The organism is Pseudomonas sp. AC112 (assembly GCF_979253545.1).
Genome location: NZ_CEEDCM010000001.1, coordinates 2,840,440 through 2,855,725 on the forward strand (window position 1 = coordinate 2,840,440; position 15,286 = coordinate 2,855,725).

Annotated in this window: 15 protein-coding genes and 1 tRNA gene; 4 read left to right on the forward strand and 12 right to left on the reverse strand. The window is 61.4% G+C overall.

All coding sequences use genetic code 11. The annotated features are described in order from the left end of the window. The first annotated feature begins 109 nt into the window (after positions 1-109). The gene (locus tag AC0IYN_RS13120; protein WP_471841710.1) at positions 110-1,888 is read left to right on the forward strand and encodes an acyl-CoA dehydrogenase C-terminal domain-containing protein; all 1,779 of its coding nucleotides are present in this window, start codon (positions 110-112) and stop codon (positions 1,886-1,888) included. Between the two features lie 226 nt (positions 1,889-2,114). On the opposite strand, the gene AC0IYN_RS13125 is transcribed toward AC0IYN_RS13120, so the two are convergent. Then, positions 2,115-3,014, reverse strand: a complete 900-nt coding sequence (locus AC0IYN_RS13125; RefSeq protein WP_100492005.1) for a LysR family transcriptional regulator — start codon at positions 3,012-3,014, stop codon at positions 2,115-2,117. Between the two features lie 209 nt (positions 3,015-3,223). Here AC0IYN_RS13125 and AC0IYN_RS13130 point away from each other — a divergent pair, with 209 nt between their 5' ends. Continuing rightward, a complete protein-coding gene (locus AC0IYN_RS13130) occupies positions 3,224-4,492 on the forward strand; it encodes an aspartate aminotransferase family protein (protein WP_406596706.1) in 1,269 nt (422 codons plus the stop codon). 185 nt (positions 4,493-4,677) lie between these two features. Further along, the gene (locus AC0IYN_RS13135) at positions 4,678-4,836 is read left to right on the forward strand and encodes a YqaE/Pmp3 family membrane protein (protein WP_003194776.1); all 159 of its coding nucleotides are present in this window, start codon (positions 4,678-4,680) and stop codon (positions 4,834-4,836) included. 5 nt (positions 4,837-4,841) lie between these two features. Here the strand turns inward: AC0IYN_RS13135 and pqqE are convergent, their stop codons facing one another. From pqqE to AC0IYN_RS13185, 10 genes are all read right to left on the reverse strand, one after another. Further along, entirely contained in the window at positions 4,842-5,972 is a 1,131-nt protein-coding gene (gene pqqE, locus AC0IYN_RS13140) for a pyrroloquinoline quinone biosynthesis protein PqqE (RefSeq protein WP_078050443.1), read from the reverse strand. Beyond that, on the reverse strand, positions 5,965-6,240 hold the full coding sequence (gene pqqD / locus AC0IYN_RS13145) for a pyrroloquinoline quinone biosynthesis peptide chaperone PqqD (RefSeq protein WP_015886196.1): 276 nt from the start codon (positions 6,238-6,240) through the stop codon (positions 5,965-5,967). Before pqqD ends, pqqE begins: the two co-directional genes overlap by 8 nt. Then, on the reverse strand, positions 6,237-6,989 hold the full coding sequence (pqqC, locus tag AC0IYN_RS13150) for a pyrroloquinoline-quinone synthase PqqC (RefSeq protein ID WP_017138042.1): 753 nt from the start codon (positions 6,987-6,989) through the stop codon (positions 6,237-6,239). The genes pqqD and pqqC overlap by 4 nt, the downstream gene beginning before the upstream one ends. 11 nt (positions 6,990-7,000) lie before the next feature. Continuing rightward, positions 7,001-7,912 (reverse strand): pyrroloquinoline quinone biosynthesis protein PqqB, encoded by a 912-nt coding sequence (gene pqqB / locus AC0IYN_RS13155; protein ID WP_406596708.1) that lies wholly within the window; start codon positions 7,910-7,912, stop codon positions 7,001-7,003. 66 nt (positions 7,913-7,978) lie between these two features. Beyond that, positions 7,979-8,053 carry a pyrroloquinoline quinone precursor peptide PqqA gene (gene pqqA / locus AC0IYN_RS13160; RefSeq protein WP_003194766.1) on the reverse strand — a complete coding sequence of 25 codons (75 nt, stop codon included), beginning with the start codon at positions 8,051-8,053 and terminating at the stop codon, positions 7,979-7,981. A gap of 159 nt (positions 8,054-8,212) precedes the next feature. Continuing rightward, positions 8,213-10,561 carry a pyrroloquinoline quinone biosynthesis protein PqqF gene (pqqF, locus tag AC0IYN_RS13165; RefSeq protein ID WP_471841716.1) on the reverse strand — a complete coding sequence of 783 codons (2,349 nt, stop codon included), beginning with the start codon at positions 10,559-10,561 and terminating at the stop codon, positions 8,213-8,215. 48 nt (positions 10,562-10,609) lie between these two features. Further along, on the reverse strand, positions 10,610-11,404 hold the full coding sequence (locus AC0IYN_RS13170) for a carbon-nitrogen hydrolase family protein (protein ID WP_471841717.1): 795 nt from the start codon (positions 11,402-11,404) through the stop codon (positions 10,610-10,612). Between the two features lie 10 nt (positions 11,405-11,414). Then, positions 11,415-13,097: a flavin monoamine oxidase family protein gene (locus AC0IYN_RS13175; protein ID WP_099493332.1), complete on the reverse strand. Its 1,683-nt coding sequence runs from the start codon at positions 13,095-13,097 to the stop codon at positions 11,415-11,417. A 167-nt stretch (positions 13,098-13,264) separates the two neighbouring features. After that, the gene (locus AC0IYN_RS13180) at positions 13,265-13,711 is read right to left on the reverse strand and encodes an Lrp/AsnC family transcriptional regulator (RefSeq protein ID WP_010206997.1); all 447 of its coding nucleotides are present in this window, start codon (positions 13,709-13,711) and stop codon (positions 13,265-13,267) included. A gap of 38 nt (positions 13,712-13,749) precedes the next feature. Further along, a complete protein-coding gene (locus AC0IYN_RS13185) occupies positions 13,750-14,619 on the reverse strand; it encodes a LysR family transcriptional regulator (RefSeq protein WP_406596711.1) in 870 nt (289 codons plus the stop codon). 113 nt (positions 14,620-14,732) lie between these two features. On the opposite strand from AC0IYN_RS13185, the gene AC0IYN_RS13190 reads away from it, so the two are divergent. Next, positions 14,733-15,158 carry a VOC family protein gene (locus tag AC0IYN_RS13190; protein WP_406596712.1) on the forward strand — a complete coding sequence of 142 codons (426 nt, stop codon included), beginning with the start codon at positions 14,733-14,735 and terminating at the stop codon, positions 15,156-15,158. 45 nt (positions 15,159-15,203) lie between these two features. On the opposite strand, the gene AC0IYN_RS13195 is transcribed toward AC0IYN_RS13190, so the two are convergent. Continuing rightward, positions 15,204-15,280, reverse strand: a tRNA-Ile gene (locus AC0IYN_RS13195). Between the last annotated feature and the right edge of the window lie 6 nt (positions 15,281-15,286).

Sequence of the window (15,286 nt, forward strand, 5' to 3'; positions counted from 1 at the left end):
CGTTCAGTCACAAGTGGACCCTATGTGTCTGAAAAGTTGTTCGGGTACACTCTGAGCCTGTAAAACCGACTCTTACCGAATTACTTTTCACGTTCTCACGAGGTTTGCCATGGCTGATTACAAAGCGCCGCTGCGTGATATGCGCTTCGTCCTCAACGAAGTCTTTGAGGTCGCCACCACTTGGGCCCAATTGCCGGCATTGGCAGACACCGTTGACGCCGAAACCGTAGAGGCCATCCTCGAAGAAGCCGGCAAGGTCACCGCCAAGTCCATCGCCCCGCTCAGCCGCGGTGGCGACGAACAAGGTTGCCGTTGGGACAACACGGCGGTGTTCACCCCGGACGGTTTTCCACAGGCCTATAAAACCTACGCCGAAGGTGGTTGGGTGGGCGTGGGCGGGGACCCGGCCTTTGGTGGCATGGGCATGCCCAAGGCGGTGTCGGCCCAGGTCGAAGAGATGATCAACTCGTCGAGCCTGGCGTTCGGCCTGTACCCGATGCTGACGTCCGGCGCTTGCGTGTCGATCAACACCCACGCCAGCGAAGAACTCAAAGCCGTCTACCTGCCGAAGATGTATTCCGGTGAGTGGGCCGGTTCCATGTGCCTGACCGAGGCCCACGCCGGTACAGACCTGGGGATTATCCGCACCAAGGCCGAGCCACAGGCGGACGGTTCCTACAAAGTCAGCGGCACCAAGATTTTTATCACCGGTGGTGAACACGACCTCACCGAAAACATCATCCACCTGGTACTGGCCAAACTGCCGGACGCACCGGCGGGTCCCAAGGGCATCTCGCTGTTCCTGGTGCCGAAGTTCATGGTCAATACTGACGGCAGCCTGGGCGCGCGGAACACGGTGAGCTGTGGCTCCATCGAGCACAAGATGGGTATCCAGGCGTCGGCAACCTGCGTGATGAACTTCGATGAAGCCGTGGGTTACCTGGTGGGCGAGCCAAACCGTGGCTTGGCGGCGATGTTCACCATGATGAACTACGAGCGCCTGGGGGTGGGTATCCAGGGCTTGGCGTCCGGCGAGCGTTCTTACCAGAACGCGATCGAGTATGCGCGTGACCGCGTGCAAAGCCGTGCACCCACCGGCGCCCAAGCCAAGGACAAAGTGGCCGACCCGATCATCGTGCACCCGGACGTGCGCCGCATGCTGCTGACCATGAAAGCTGCCAACGAAGGCGGCCGGGCGTTCTCCACCTACGTGGCGACGCAACTGGACATCGCCAAGTTCAGCGACGACGCCGCTGCCCGTGAGCGTGCGGATAACCTGGTGGCGTTGCTGACGCCGGTGGCCAAGGCGTTCTTGAGCGACCTGGGCCTGGAAACCACCGTGCTGGGCCAACAAGTGTTTGGCGGCCACGGTTACATTCGTGAATGGGGCCAGGAGCAACTGGTGCGTGACGTACGCATCACCCAGATCTACGAAGGCACCAACGGTATCCAGGCCTTGGACCTGATGGGCCGCAAGATCGTCGGCAGCGGCGGGGCGTTCTACACCTTGTTCGCCGATGAGATCCGCGCGTTCATTGCCTCGGCGGGTGCCGAGCTGGGTGAATTCACCAAGCCGTTGAGCGCGGCCGTGGATAACCTGGATGAGTTGACCGCCTGGGTGCTGGATCGCGCCAAGACCAACCCGAACGAAATCGGCGCAGCCTCGGTGGAGTACTTGCACGCCTTTGGCTACATGGCCTACGCCTACATGTGGGCGCGCATGGCCAAGGCCGCGCTGGGCAAGGAATCGCAAGAAGACTTCTACGCCAGCAAGCTGGGCACCGCGCGCTTCTACTTTGCCCGCCTGTTGCCGCGTATTCATTCGCTGAGTGCGTCGGTAAAAGCGGGTAGCGAATCGTTGTTCTTGCTGGATGAAGCCCTGTTCTAAGGGATTGGAGGGCGTGTAAGCATTCTCTTACATGACGTGCTGCTATTCGTCCTCTATCGCCAGATTGGATCCACGGATAATCTACTTCACATGGACGTCGCGCAGGAAGCGCAAAGCAACAACACGGACACGTAGGATTCTGCCAGGAAGGCGGAGTGAAATGGATGTCAGGGAAACAGTCTGCAAAGCCCCGCTTCGGCGGGGTTTTCTTTTGCCCGCGAAAAAGTCAGGCAGGCGCCTGCGGGGCATTCATCACGTCTTCCAGCAAAGTGCGCAGCAGCGCCACCGTCGCCTGCTGGCGCTGCACATCGCGGCACACCAACCCCACTTTCAGCGGCACCCTGGGTTCACTCAAGGGTTTCCACAGCAGCAACTGGCTGTTGTGCTCGTCCTGGGAGCGCCCCGGCAGCACGGTCGCCAGTTTTGTGTGCGGTAAGCTGTCGAGAATCCCCACCATGGTATTGAGCTCCGCCTGCACTTGCGGGCGCCGTCCGAGGTTGGACAGTTGGCCCTGCCAGATCTGCCGCACCTGAAATTCTTCCCCGAGCAGCAACATGGGCAACTCGGCCGCCTGCTTCAGCGAGACTTTCTTGAATTCGCGCAAGGGGTGGTCCTCGGGGATGACCACCTTCAGCTCATCTTCATACAGCAACACGCCGTGCAGCCCCGGCTGGCGTGGTGGCAAATAGCTGATACCGATGTCCAGCGAACCGTTCAGCAACCGCCGTTCAATCTCAAGCCCCGTCAGTTCGTAGATCTGCACCACCAGGTGCGGCTGGGCCTTGCGCACGCGTTCGAGCATCTGCGGGACCAGGCTGGTGTGCACGGTTTGCAGTACGCCAATGGCCAGCGTGCGCATCGCCTGGCCCTTGAAGTTGCGCAGCGCTTCAACCGCCTGCTGCAGACCATCGATCAACGGCAGTGCATGGTTGTACAGCGTGTGCGCCGCCAGTGTCGGGAGCAGGCGCTTGCTGCTGCGTTCGAACAGGCTCACGTCCAGGTTCTGTTCCAACTGGCGAATCTGCTGAGACAGCGCCGGTTGGGAGATCGACAGACGCTCTGCGGCACGGCCTACGTGGCCTTCCTCATACACCGCGACGAAATAACGCAGTTGCTTGAAATCCATAAGACTTACTTATCGAAAAAGCTGGAAAAACGAAATGGCTGTTGGCCCCCGAGACGCCTAGTCTAGCGCCTATTCGCAGGGCTTACAGGGCCGGATCGGGCAATGAACAGCGTTTATGTTGATAGCGTTTACATAGGCAAGGCAAACAATCTGCGGCCAGGGTACAGGGTGTCTACCGACCAAGGTCCGGTTGCCAGCGGGGGTGAGGTGTGAACCTGTTCAATATGCGCCGTCCCGCGCCGAGCCTCGACGACCTGATCCTCGACACACCAGGCGACACTCCTTCCAGCGAATCGCTGATGCCCACAGTGGCGCGGCCGGCTCAAGTGTTTGTGCGCGGCCAGGGCTCCTGGCTGTGGGACAGCGACGACCGCGCTTACCTGGACTTCAACCAGGGCGGCGCGGCCAACAGCCTCGGCCACAGCCCGCAGGTGTTGATCAAGGCCTTGGCCGACCAGACCCAGGCGCTGATCAATCCGGGCAACAGCCTGCTTAACCGCACCCAACTCAACCTCGTCGATCGCCTGTGCCACCGCACTGGCAGCGATCAGGCGTACCTGCTCAACAGCGGCGCGGAAGCCTGCGAAGCCGCGATCAAGCTGGCACGCAAATGGGGGCAACTGCATCGCGGTGGCGCCTACCGCATCATCAGCGCGAGCAGTGGTTGCCACGGCCGCAGCTTTGCGGCGATGTCGGCGTCAGCGAGTGAGCGTGGCAATCGTTTTGAACCGCACCTGCCGGGCTTCAGCCATGTGCCCTTCAATGACCTGCCAGCGCTGCATGCGGCAGTCGATGCGCAAACCGTTGCGATCATGCTTGAGCCGATCCAGGGCGAGGCCGGCGTGGTCCCCGCGACGGAGCACTATCTCAAAGGGGTCGAGCGCCTGTGCCACGAATTGGGCATCCTGCTGATCCTCGACGAAGTGCACACCGGCATTGGCCGCTGCGGCACCCTGCTTGCCGAGCAGCAATACGGCGTACGGGCCGACATCATCACCCTGGGCAAAGGCCTGGGCGGCGGCGTGCCCCTGGCGGCGCTGCTGGCACGCGGCAAAGCCTGCTGTTTCGAAGTGGGCGAACTGGAAGGTACCCATCATGGCAATGCGCTGATGGCGTCGGCCGGGGTTGCTGTGCTCGATACCGTGTTGGAACACGGCTTCCTGGAGCAAGTGCGTGAGTCCGGCCTTTACCTCGGCGAAGGTCTGGCCCGGCTGGCCTACCGCTACGACCACGGCCAATTGCGCGGTCACGGCCTGATGTGGGGCCTGACGCTGTCGGATGATTCGGCGCAAGCCGTCGTAAAAGCTGCCCTGCACGAAGGCCTGATCATCAATGCCCCGCAACCTGACTGCCTGCGCTTCACCCCGGCCCTGACCGTGAGCAAAAGCAATATCGACGAAATGCTCCTGCGCCTGGCCCGCGCCTTCTCCCGCGTACGCACCGCACAACTGCAATGCCGCAAGGGCATCGCCGTTTAACGCCCTATTCCTGAACCGTCTCGCGTACTACGCGGCGCCTCCGGCCTGATTCTTTTGGCTGGGGGCGTTTTTTTGCCTGCGCAACAATGATGGATGGCCCAACGCCAGATCCCACTGAACCCTCACGAACGCCCAAGGTCGATTAGCTACACGGCTCACACGAGCCGATTTTTTGGAGCTTACCCATGGACATCATTCGTATCATCATCGCCATTCTGCTGCCGCCACTGGGTGTGTTCCTGCAAGTGGGTTTCGGCGGTGCGTTCTGGCTGAATATTCTGCTGACCCTGTGCGGTTACTTCCCAGGCATCATCCACGCCGTGTACATCATCGCCAAGCGCTGAGGCATTCAGCCTTTTGCGATGAGCCGTGAGTTGCGCTCATTGCGAAAGGCCAGTTGCTCGATGGTCTGGGTGGCATGTTCGGCCTCTTCCCGCGCTTGCAGGATGATGCCGTGCTGCTCGGACTTACTGCACACCGGGTCGGCATTGCTCGCATCCCCCGTGAGCATGAAGGCCTGGCAACGGCAGCCGCCGAAGTCCTTCTCTTTTTCATCGCATGAACGGCACGGCTCGGGCATCCAGTCGTAGCCGCGAAAGCGGTTGAAGCCAAACGAGTCGTACCAGATGTGCTGCATGCTGTGCTCGCGCACGTTGGGAAATTGCACCGGCATCTGACGGGCGCCGTGACAGGGCAGGGCGGTGCCGTCTGGCGTTACTGTCAGAAAGATACTGCCCCAGCCGTTCATGCAGGCTTTCGGGCGCTCTTCGTAGTAATCCGGTGTAACGAAGATCAGCTTGCACGGGTGGCCTTCAGCTTCGAGCTTGGCGCGGTATTCGTTGGTGATGCGTTCGGCGCGCACCAGTTGTTCCTGAGTTGGCAACAAGCCCACACGATTGAGCTGCGCCCAGCCGTAGAACTGGCAGGTGGCGAGTTCGACAAAGTCCGCCTCAAGCGCGATGCACAGCTCGATGATGCGGTCGATCTTGTCGATATTGTGCCGATGGGTGACGAAGTTCAGCACCATCGGGTAGCCGTGCGCCTTCACCGCGCGGGCCATTTCCAGCTTTTGCGCGAAGGCTTTTTTCGAGCCGGCCAGCAGGTTGTTCACCTGTTCGTCGCTGGCCTGGAAGCTGATCTGGATATGGTCGAGGCCGGCCTTCTTGAAGTCGCTGATCTTCTGCTCGGTCAGGCCGATGCCGGAGGTGATCAGGTTGGTGTAGAACCCCAGCTTGCGGGCCTCGGCGATCAACTCGGCAAGGTCCTGGCGCACCAAAGGTTCACCGCCAGAAAAACCCAGCTGCGCGGCACCCATCTCGCGGGCTTCGCGAAACACCTTGAACCACTGCTCGGTGGTCAGCTCCTTGCCCTGTTCGGCAAAGTCCAACGGGTTGGAGCAGTACGGGCACTGCAACGGGCAGCGGTAGGTCAGCTCGGCCAGCAACCACAGCGGCAGGCCGATGGCTGGCTTCTCAGGCAAGGGTGATCCAGTGCTCAGCACGGGCGACCTCCATGAATTGCTCGATGTCTTCACCGAGCTCCGGCACGCCAGGGAATTGTTTATCCAGCTCGGCGATGATCGCCGCCACGTCGCGCTCGCCGTCGATCAAGCCACCGATCAGCGCGGCGCTGTCATTGAGCTTGATCATGCCCTCGGGGTAGAGCAGCACATGGCCCTTTTGCGCAGGCTCGTACTGGTAGCGATAGCCCTGGCGCCAGGTCGGTATTCTGCTGCGATCAAAGCTCATAGGGTGATCCCTTTATGCCACACCCGCTGCTCGGTCACACTGTGATACGGCGGGCGTTTGAGTTCGTAGGCCATGCTCATGGCATCCAGCATGCTCCAGAGGATGTCGAGTTTGAACTGGAGAATTTCCAGCATGCGTTCCTGGCCTTCGCGAGTGGTGTAGTGCTGCAGGGTGATCGCCAGCCCGTGTTCCACATCGCGGCGGGCCTGGCCTAGGCGGGTACGGAAATATTCGTAGCCGGCCGGGTCGATCCACGGGTAATGCTGCGGCCAACTGTCGAGGCGTGACTGGTGGATCTGCGGCGCGAACAACTCCGTCAGCGAGCTGCTTGCGGCTTCCTGCCAGCTGGCGCGGCGGGCGAAGTTGACGTACGCATCCACGGCAAAACGCACACCGGGCAATACCAGTTCCTGGGAGCGCAGTTGGTCCGGGTCGAGGCCCACCGCTTGGCCCAGGCGCAGCCAGGCTTCGATACCGCCGTCCTCACCGGGGGCGCCATCGTGATCGAGCAAGCGCTGGATCCACTCGCGGCGGATCTCGCGGTCCGGGCAGTTGGCCAGGATCGCGGCGTCCTTGAGCGGGATGTTCACCTGATAATAGAAACGGTTGGCGACCCAGCCCTGGATCTGTTCGCGGGTCGCGCGGCCTTCGTACATCGCCACGTGGTACGGGTGATGGATATGGTAGAAGGCGCCCTTGGCCCGCAGGGCTGCTTCGAATTCGGCGGTGGTCAATGGCGTGTCAGTCATGTCGGTCGCTCCTACAATTCAATGCTCATGCCGTCGTAAGCCACTTCGACATTGCGCCGCACCAGTTCCGCTCGCTCGGGGGAGTCTTCATCGAGGATCGGGTTGGTGTTGTTGATATGGATGAGTACTTTGCGCTGCTCGGGCAACTGTTCCAGCACTTCCAGCATGCCGCCGGGGCCGTTTTGCGCCAGGTGGCCCATCTCGCGGCCGGTGCGGGTGCCGACGCCACGGCGCTGCATTTCATCGTCATCCCACATCGTGCCGTCCACCAGCAGGCAGTCGCTGCCGGCCATGATTTCCAGCAGCGGCGCATCGACCTTGCCCAGGCCCGGGGCGTAGAACAGTTTGCCGCCAGTGCGCAGGTCTTCGACGATCAGGCCGATGTTGTCGCCGGGGTGCGGGTCAAAGCGGTGCGGCGAGTAGGGCGGTGCGGCGCTGCGCAGTGGCAGCGGGGTGAAGCGCAGGTTCGGGCAAGCCGGGATGGTGAAGCTGGCGTCCAGCTCGATGCGGTTCCAGGCCAGGCCGCCGTTCCAGTGGGTGAGCATGGTGAACAGCGGAAAGCCGGTGCTCAAGTCTTCATGGACCATGTCGGTGCACCACACTTGGTGCGGGCAGCCTTCGCGCAGGCTCAACAGGCCCGTGGTGTGGTCGATCTGGCTGTCCATCAGGATGATCGCGCTGATGCCGGTATCCCGCAGGGTGCGCCCGGGTTGCATCGGTGCGAAACCCTGGAGCTGCGCGCGGATATCCGGCGAAGCATTGCACAGCACCCAGTTCACGCCATCGTCGGAGATCGCGATGGAGGACTGGGTACGCGCCTGGGCCCGCAGGCTGCCATCACGAAAACCTGCGCAGTTCACGCAGTTGCAGTTCCACTGCGGGAAACCACCGCCGGCGGCGGAACCTAGAATCTGGACAAACATGGCAGCTCCATCAAGCTCAAAACAAAAACGCCCCGGGCGAACCGAGGCGTTGTATTACCCAGCGGATTAACGGCTGGCGAAGTACATGGTGACTTCGAAACCGATGCGCAGATCAGTGTAAGCAGGTTTGGACCAGGTCATATTCTTACTCCTACGAAGGGATGGGACGTTTACTACCAAGTAATACATATAGTCCACCTCCAGTCGGAGATGTTCAGATGTGTGCGTAGGAATGTTACTCAATTCTTTTCAAGTTAGCGCTGTCTTGGTGGAAAAAGCCTTTTGCAGGGGCGGCAATGATCAGCCTGCCGTTTGCCAGAGGGTCGGAAGGCGCGGGCCGTTGGCCACGCAACGCCAGCCGCCTGCGGCGTCGTTCAATTGCTGGGCGGCGAGCTGCAAGGCTTCCCGTGTACAGGTTTGGATATAAGTGCGCAGGTGCGCCAAATAACCCGACGGATGGCCCGCCAGATGGGCGTGCCACAGCAGTTCGGCGGCTTGGGTGTTGGGCAGTGTCTGCGCCGATAACTGCTGCGCCAAGGCCTGGTTGCCCAAGTCATCGAGGCTATCGATCAGTGTCGGCAATTGCTGGAGGAAGGTGTGCAGGTGATCAGCGATGCCTTCGAGGGATACGCTGGGGGACTGCACACCCAATAGCAGGCCGGTTTGGCCGTTTATCTGTCGGATGCCGCTGAATACGGCGTAGCCGATTTGCAGCTCTACGCGCAGTCGCTGGTAGAACGGCCCCTGGAGCAGATGGCCGAGCAGTCGCCATGCGGCCTCGTCCGCCAGGGACTGGCTGGGTGCCGGGCAAAACAGCAGCAAGGCGGCTTCGGTTGAGTCGGTGTGCACCTCATGCCAGATACGTTGGCCGCTGAGGGGCGGCGCGACCGGAGTGAGGCTCGCCGGTTGCCCCGGTAGACGAGCCGCTGCGGTTTTGATTGCGGCTTCATGCGCGGCAGAGAAACCCAGCGCCAGTCCTTGCCAGCGCGCGGTGGCCCAGGATGCCGGTTCGGGCATGGTCGAGGTGCAGCAAGCGGGCAGCGCCTTGAGCAAGGTTCGGATAGCAATCATGGGCGGCGAGGCGGCTGGGGCGGCGTGCGGTTCGCTCAGGCTCTGCGCCAATACCTCCAGCACGGCTGGAATGGGTTCCTGTAGCCCGACCACCTTCACCAGCTCGTGGCTACCCAGGCATTCGTACGACACATCAACGCCCGCCTGACGGGCATTTTCGCGCAGCGACTGCACGGCGCTTTCCAGCCCGGACGGCGCAGACTGCCATTGCAGATACAGCGCACCTTCATCGCTGTCGGCCGCCACTGCCTGGCTGAACGCCAGCGCCGATACCTCACGACGCCCGCGGGAGCGATCCTGGGCGAAGGTGCGCAACCCTCGGTGGGCGCTGGTCTGTCCGCGAATCAGGCCGGCGCGTTCTTCCTTCACCGGTGGGCGCAGGAACGGATTGTTCGGCGGCAGTTGCCACGTGTGCCCGGAGGGCGGCAGGTGCAGTGCGTCGAGCAGGCGCTTGAGGGTGATGACCGCCTGTTCCGACAGTGCCTCGCTGTCGTGTCGAGCCAGTGCCAAGGCACCTAGGGTCTGTTGTTGGCGAGCGGCCAGCAGGGCAAATTCTTCGCGCAAGGCAGCCCAGTCGCTGTGTGCGAAAAAACTCAACCAGTCGTGCAGCATCGCCTCGACCTGCGTCGCCGATCCAGCGGGATTGTTGAGTGTAAAGTCGATATCCAACACCGCCTGCCCGGCAAAGTGATACAGCACCGAAGCCTGCAGTGCACTGCCCAGTTGCCGAGTTTTAAGTTCTGCCAGCAGCCCGCCGGGTGCCGGGGCGTTGAGCCAGGTGCAGAGGAATTCCAGTGCTTTACGGGGGGCGTTACAGGTGACGACGTGGTGCAGGTGATCATCGGCGATGTGCTGATAGCGCTGCGATTGCCCCTGCATCAATGCCGGGGGCGCGGATTGTGGGCGTAGAGGCCCTGAGGTCAGTTGTTCACTGAACCGCTGTGCCAAGGCTTCCAGCTCCTCCAGCGGCAACGGGCCGGCGAGGCTCAAGGTCATCTGCCCGCTCTGATAAAACTGCGCGTGGAAATCCCGCAAGGCCTGCTGAAAAGTCTCACGCTCCACCGGCAGGCTGTCGCGGTTGCCCGCATGAAAACCCCGCAGCGGGTGGTCAGCCGCCAGCCCTTCCAGCAACGCGACCTGCTGCTGTGCCTTGGCATCCTGGGCCCAGGCGACATACTCGGCGTGCAGCACTTCGCGCTCGCGCAGTTGATCTTCCAGGGTCAGGCGCGGGTGGGTCAGCATGTCCACCAACCGCTCCAGTCCACCGGCAAACGTTGCGACCGGCAGTTCAAAGAAAAAATCCGTGGTGCGCTCACGGGTGCTGGCATTGACCTGGCCCCCATGACGTTGCACGTAGGCCATCAACCCCTCGTCCGTGGGAAAACGCTCGGTGCCCAGGAACAACAGATGTTCGAAGAAGTGCGCCAACCCCGGCCACGCCAGCAGCACGTCATGGCTGCCAGCCGCCACCCTTAGCACTGCTGCGCACCGCTTCAAACGCGGCGCATGCTGTAAGGAAACCCGCAAGCCGTTGGCCAGGGTCAGGTGAAGAGAATGAGGGTGGGCCGGCGCAGGCATGGGCAGTTCCGAAACGTAGAATGTGCCTATGCTAACAAACCGGCTGGATCAGGGCTTGTGCAGCGCGCCGTACAGCTCAGGGCGACGGTCTTGCAGGTAGTGATTGGCAGTGCGGGCGTCGAGGATCGACTGGCGATCCAGCTCTCCGACGATCAGCGCTTCATCCAGGCCCGCCTGGGCAATGCGCTGGCCATTCGGCGCGGCGATGCTGCTTTGCCCGCAGTACTGGATATCGCCTTCGTGCCCGCAGTAATTGGCGTAGGCCACAAAACATTGGTTTTCAAAGGCCCGCGCCCGCACGGTGACATCGGCGACAAAATCGAACGGCACCATGTTGGCCGTGGGCACCAGGATCAGCTCAGCGCCAGCCAGGGCCAGGCGCCGGGTGTTTTCCGGGAATTCCAGGTCGTAACAGATCAGGAAACCCAGCTTCCAGCCGTTGAGCTCCACCAGCGGAAAATCATCGTCGCCGGCGCTGAACATCGAATGGTCCAAATCACCAAACAGGTGCGTCTTGCGGTAGTTGCACACGCGCTGGCCGTACGCGTCGATCAACTGCACGGCGTTGAAAATCTGGCCATCCTCGGCCCGTTCCGGGTAGCCGTACAGAATCGCCAGCCCGGCGCTTTTGGCCAGTTCGCCAATCGCCTGCGCCGACGGCCCATCCTGTGCCTCGGCCAAGGCGCCAACTGCCTCGGCGCCGATGTTGTAGCCGCTCAGGAACATCTCCGGCAGCACCAGCACATCGGCGCCGGACGCCTCATGCGCCAGTTGGTGCAGGCGCTTGAGGTTGCCGGCCACATCTAAAGGCAGCGGTGGGCATTGGTACAGGGCGACACGCATGTTCAACTCCTTAATCCGCCAGGGCGATCGGCCCGATTTCATCAAATACATCCCCCGGCCCCGGGTTCTCAGGGTGAGTGCTGCCGCCGAAGTGAGTCATGATGCCCCACACCGCGTTCAGCGAGGTTTGCACCGCACCCTCCACCCACGCTGGGGTCCAGGACACATCATCACCGGCGATAAAGATCCCACGTTGCTCGGCGGGCATATCCTTTTGCATGAAGTGCGCATACATGCGCTGGTTGTAGCGATAGTGTCCCGGCAGCGCGCCCTTGAAGGCGCCGAGGAAGTGCGGGTCGGCTTCCCAGGACACGGTGATGGGGTCTCCGATGATGCGCGCCTTGATATCGACTTTCGGGTAGATCTTTTTCAGCGCGTCGAGGGCCAGTTTCACGCGCTTGTCGATGGGCTGCGGGAGCATCTTCAGGGCGTCGCTCATCCACGAGTAAGACAGGCAGATCACCCCCGGCTTGTCGTCACCATTATCGAACAGGTAGGTGCCACGGGTCAGGCGATCGGTGAGGGTCATACTCATCAAGTCGCGGCCGGTTTCTGGGTCTTTGTCTTTCCAGAACGGGCGGTCAACCATTACGAAGGTTTTAGATGACTGCATGTAACGGGTGCGGTCCAGGGCCATCCACATTTTTTGCGAGAACAGGGTTTCGTCGCATTCGATCTGTGTGGTCAGCAGCCAGCTCTGGCAGGTGGTCAGCACCGCGGCGTATTCGCGGGTGTCGCCGTAGTTGTCGGTGACCGCAAAGCGGCCATCGGCGGCGTGGGCAATGCGTTTCACCCCGGCGCGCGGCGCGCCGCGGTGCAGCGAACTCAGGCTGGTGCCGGCCGGCCAGTGGGCGCATCGCTCCGGGACATGGCGCCAAATGCCCATCGGCACTTGGGCAACACCGCCGACGACCAGGTGCTGGTGGTCGTCGCAGTTGGTCATCACCACGCGGAAGATTTCCAGCATCGAGTTGGGGAAGTCCGAGTCCCAGCCACCCGTGCCGAAGCCCACTTGGCCGAAGACTTCGCGGTGCAGAAACGACAGCTTGGCGAACGCCTTGGAAGTGGCGACGAAGTCGTAGAAGGTGCGGTCGTCCCACAGCGGTACCAGCTTGTTCCACAGCGCTTTGAGGCGCGGCACGTCGCGGTCACGAATGGCTTGCTGGATATCCCCGAACTGCGAACCGGCTTCCAGGGCATCCGCCCAGGCGTCAGCCACTTCCTGGAACAGTGCTGGCAAGTCGGAGAGTTTTTCGGCGTAGTGGGTCTGGCCTTCGAGGTCGATCACCGTGCTGCCGGACGCTGGCGTCAGCGGGTTGGGGAAGGGCTTGGTTTCCAGGCCGAGCTTGTCCACATAGTGGTAGAAGGCGGTCGATGACACCGGGAAGCGCATGCCACCCAGCTCAGCGATGATGCCTTCGGCGCCTTCGAAAGTTTGCGAGCGCAGGCGGCCGCCCATTTTAGAGGCTTCGTACACCACCGGCTTGAGGCCCAGTTTCATCAGTTCGTAAGCGGCCACCAGGCCCGCAATCCCGGCGCCGACGATCGCCACTTCGGCGCCGTGGTTGGCAGCGGGGATGCTGCCCAGGCCGGCCGGGTGTTCGATCCAGTCATCAAAGGCAAATGGGAAGTCCGGGCCAAAGATGGTGATGGGTTTCTTGCCGTCGGCGGGGTGGCGATTGGTCTTGCTGATGGTGCTGGACGGAATGCTCATGGCTGACCCTTACTGGCGACCTGGCGGGCGTGACCCGCTGAGTATAGGAAAAGATGGCAGCCAGTTTAGGGAGCGTAGCGTTCGTTAATAAGACGCAATGTGTCGTCGGATTGATCTGTTTTTAGTCGAAATGACGAACCTGTTGATCAGATTGGCTGACCGCGATCCAATTTGTTACTCAAGATGATCGACGTAGTGGTTTTCTCCACCCCGTCCACACTGCCGATCTGGTCCAGCAATTGGTCCAACTGTTCGGGCGAATCCGTGCGCAGCCAAGCGACGTAATCGAACTCGCCACTCACCGCGCACAATTGCTGCACCTGTGCCATCGCACTCAACCTTCGCAACACTTCCTTGCCCGAGCGCGCTTGTACGGTGATCCCGACGTAAGCCTGCAAACCACCGTCAACCACGCGTTGCCCAAGGCGCACGCCATAACCGGTGATCACCTGGGTTTTCTCCAAGCGTGCCAGGCGTGACGTCACCGTGGTGCGCGCGATGCCCAACTGCCGGGCGAGCATGGCCACGCTTTCGCGGGCGTTGATCTGCAGGGCGGCGATCAGTTGGCGATCAATTTCGTCTAGGGCGGGCAAGGCGAGAGCTCCGATACGGGGGGCAATGTGCGTGCATCTTACAGGCTGGCGTCGGCGAGCAGGCAGCGAGTAAACAGTTGCGGTACGGGGAGGTGGTGTTGGCTGTAGCGACTGAGCAGGATGATTTCGCGGTAAAAAGTCAGGCTGCCCAGGGGGATGATTCGCACGTTGGGCGAGCGCTCCAGCCACAACCCTGCCTGAGGGATCAGCGACACGCCCAGGCCACACTCGACCATCTTGACGATGGCTTCCAGCTCATCCAACTCCAGCGCCATCTGTACATCCAGCTTCTGTTCACGCAGGAAGCGGCTGACCAACCGACCGCCAAACGAAGCACGGTCGTAACGCACATGCGGTTGTGTCGCGAGCAAATGCAAAGGGTCATCGCCCGTGAGTGCTTGAGGCACGACCAGCGCAAATGGCTCCTTGCGCAGTACCTGTACGTGCAACTCCTTGGGCAAATCAAAGGGCGGTCGAATGATGATGGCCGAGTCCAATTCGCCAGCGTCCACCCGGCTCAACAGCTCCAGGGACACGCCCGGTATCAACTTGCACTCCACCGTCGGTGCCGCCTGACGCAAACGCACCAGCGCCTGGGGCAACAGGCCGGTCTGCGCGGTGGTGATGGCGCCCACTTTCAGTTCGCCCCGGTACTCGTTGGCATCCACGGGCACGGCCATGCGATTGAAGGTTTCCAGGATCTCCCTGGCCAACGGCAAGGCCCGCAAACCGGCTGCATTCAACGTGGCCTGGCGCCCGGTACGGTCGAACAACTGCACGCCAAGTGCCTGCTCCAATTGACGAATCTGCGCACTGACCGCCGACTGCGTCAGCCCGATATGCATGCCCGCCGCCGCAAACGTGCCGTGACGCGTTACCGCAATAAAGGTCTTCAGTTCGCGCAGCATGGGGCGTCTCGATTGATCGAAATAATTTGAGCTCGGCGCAAAAACTATCGTCTTTTCATCGCCAGGAGCAAGGCTAAACTCGGGGGACTTAATGCCCACAGAGGTTTGACCTGATGACACTCGCACCTTTTCACCTGGCAATTCCGGTATACGACCTCGCCGCTGCGCGGCATTTTTACGGTGAAGTCTTTGGCCTTGAAGAGGGGCGTTCCAGCGAACACTGGGTAGATTTCAACTTCTTCGGGCATCAGTTGGTCATTCACGAACACCCGAAAACCGCCTCCCAGGAATCAGCCCACACCAACGCGGTAGACGGCCACAACGTGCCCGTGCCGCATTTTGGCGTGGTGCTGGGCTGGGAAGATTGGCATGCCTTGGCGGAACGTCTGCAGGCCAGGGAAACCCGTTTTGTGCTGGAGCCGCACATTCGCTTCAAGGGGCAGGTGGGGGAGCAGGCGACGTTGTTTCTGTTTGATCCATGCGGGAACGCGCTGGAATTCAAGGCATTCCGGGATATTGGGCAGTTGTTTGCGAAGTGAGACTGCCAGACACACAAAAGCCGCGCAATGCGCGGCTTTCTTGTTTGGTGGGCCCACACGGACTTGAACCGTGGACCAAAGGATTATGAGTCCTCTGCTCTGACCAACTGAGCTATAGGCCCTGTAAC

Coding starts and splice junctions, on each gene's coding strand:
- AC0IYN_RS13125 (WP_100492005.1), bottom strand. CDS start 3,014: ATGGATTTCAAGCAACTGCGTTATTTCGTCGCGGTGTATGAGGAAGGC.
- pqqC (WP_017138042.1), bottom strand. CDS start 6,989: ATGACTGACACGCCATTGACCACCGCCGAATTCGAAGCAGCCCTGCGG.
- AC0IYN_RS13135 (WP_003194776.1), top strand. CDS start 4,678: ATGGACATCATTCGTATCATCATCGCCATTCTGCTGCCGCCACTGGGT.
- AC0IYN_RS13120 (WP_471841710.1), top strand. CDS start 110: ATGGCTGATTACAAAGCGCCGCTGCGTGATATGCGCTTCGTCCTCAAC.
- pqqD (WP_015886196.1), bottom strand. CDS start 6,240: ATGAGCTTTGATCGCAGCAGAATACCGACCTGGCGCCAGGGCTATCGC.
- pqqB (WP_406596708.1), bottom strand. CDS start 7,912: ATGTTTGTCCAGATTCTAGGTTCCGCCGCCGGCGGTGGTTTCCCGCAG.
- AC0IYN_RS13190 (WP_406596712.1), top strand. CDS start 14,733: ATGACACTCGCACCTTTTCACCTGGCAATTCCGGTATACGACCTCGCC.
- AC0IYN_RS13185 (WP_406596711.1), bottom strand. CDS start 14,619: ATGCTGCGCGAACTGAAGACCTTTATTGCGGTAACGCGTCACGGCACG.
- AC0IYN_RS13170 (WP_471841717.1), bottom strand. CDS start 11,404: ATGCGTGTCGCCCTGTACCAATGCCCACCGCTGCCTTTAGATGTGGCC.
- pqqF (WP_471841716.1), bottom strand. CDS start 10,561: ATGCCTGCGCCGGCCCACCCTCATTCTCTTCACCTGACCCTGGCCAAC.